The sequence below is a fragment of the Endozoicomonas sp. genome (assembly GCF_051008435.1).
In the GTDB taxonomy this organism is placed as follows: Bacteria; Pseudomonadota; Gammaproteobacteria; order Pseudomonadales; family Endozoicomonadaceae; genus Endozoicomonas_A.
In genome coordinates, this window is record NZ_JBPCXO010000032.1 from 1 (window position 1) to 1,124 (window position 1,124).

Annotated in this window: 2 protein-coding genes; both read right to left on the reverse strand. The window is 46.5% G+C overall.

Going from position 1 to position 1,124, the window contains the following annotated elements; translation table 11 throughout:
- A partial coding sequence (locus ACR2PX_RS01570; RefSeq protein WP_433997604.1) for a hypothetical protein occupies positions 1-190 on the reverse strand: 190 nt, incomplete at its 3' end.
- Positions 191-513: 323 nt separating this feature from the next.
- Positions 514-975, reverse strand: a complete 462-nt coding sequence (locus ACR2PX_RS01575; RefSeq protein ID WP_433997605.1) for a GNAT family N-acetyltransferase — start codon at positions 973-975, stop codon at positions 514-516.
- Between the last annotated feature and the right edge of the window lie 149 nt (positions 976-1,124).

A 1,124-nucleotide genomic window follows, 5' to 3' on the forward strand; every position in this document is an offset into this window, starting at 1 on the left:
ATGACTTCGACTGGAACCCTGTCGTCGAAACGCAGACCTTCGTCGGTGAGGCAATCATCAGAACGATGTTTCTTCCGACGCTCATAGGTGATGGTTTCGGTTTCAGGCGGTAGTGCATCAGGCGGTGTTTTGAAGGTTTCTTGTTTTGACTCAGAGCCTGCTCCAGTGGCGTCTTTATCCAGACTGCCACAATACGTTCTGCATGTTGTCGGGCAATAGAGAGCGCTTGGGTCCGATGTTTTCTGGCGGGCAGAGCTGCATCAAAGTATACACTGGGCTGCTTGGGTGTATGTCTATGGATCCATGTCGACTTTCCTGCGCCCTGAACTCCGAAAACAATATAAACAACGGCACGGTCAGTTTGCTCAGCCAGTACTCAAAATCGGAATAGGCTTGCTTCCAGGCTTGCTGGCTTCGCTCCGGTGTCCATAGCCGGCCCTGTTCAGTCTGAAGATAATGATCCGGATTAATATGGGCTAACTTGTGAATGCCTTTGTGCATAAGTATTAAATATCAGTCTTTAATATACGTCATGGGTAAGAAACGGACACCTTTCACATTACCTTCTGGTCCTGTGGCCTCAAATCCCTGGTGCTGGTAAAAGCTGATCGCATTGATGGAGGCGCGCAGAGAGACACTTTCACCTTCCGAGTGTTCCAGAACATGATTCAGCAAGCCCTTACCAACCCCTTTATTCTGATAGCTTTTATCAACAAACAGAGTGGTCATGTAGTTTTTATCTCTGAGTGCAGCCACGCCAATAATTCGATTTTCTTCCATGGCTTTGACCGTATAAAAGCGATGGGAATCAAAAATTGTGCGCGTGTCCTGGGCGATGGAGTGGCTGAAGGTGTTTCTGCCCTCATCAGAAAACAGGGGGAAAATATCTTGCTCAGAGGTTCTTCTCACCAGAGATTCTATTTCGTTAATGTCCTCTGGGCTGACAGGTTCTATAACCAGATTATTCTCTGACATGGTAACCATTTCTTATTGTTTTAAGGGGCTTTTACAGGTTGGCTGATGAAAAGTGAGGGGTTGCAACAGAAATAGCCTTCAGGAGACGATTGATTTATAAGGATCAAAATTTCTGAAGGATCAGACATGTGTGCAACACCCTCACTACG

What these genes read in the sequence shown, in the direction of transcription:
- ACR2PX_RS01575 (WP_433997605.1), bottom strand. Translation starts at nt 975, where the DNA reads ATGTCAGAGAATAATCTGGTTATAGAACCTGTCAGCCCAGAGGACATT.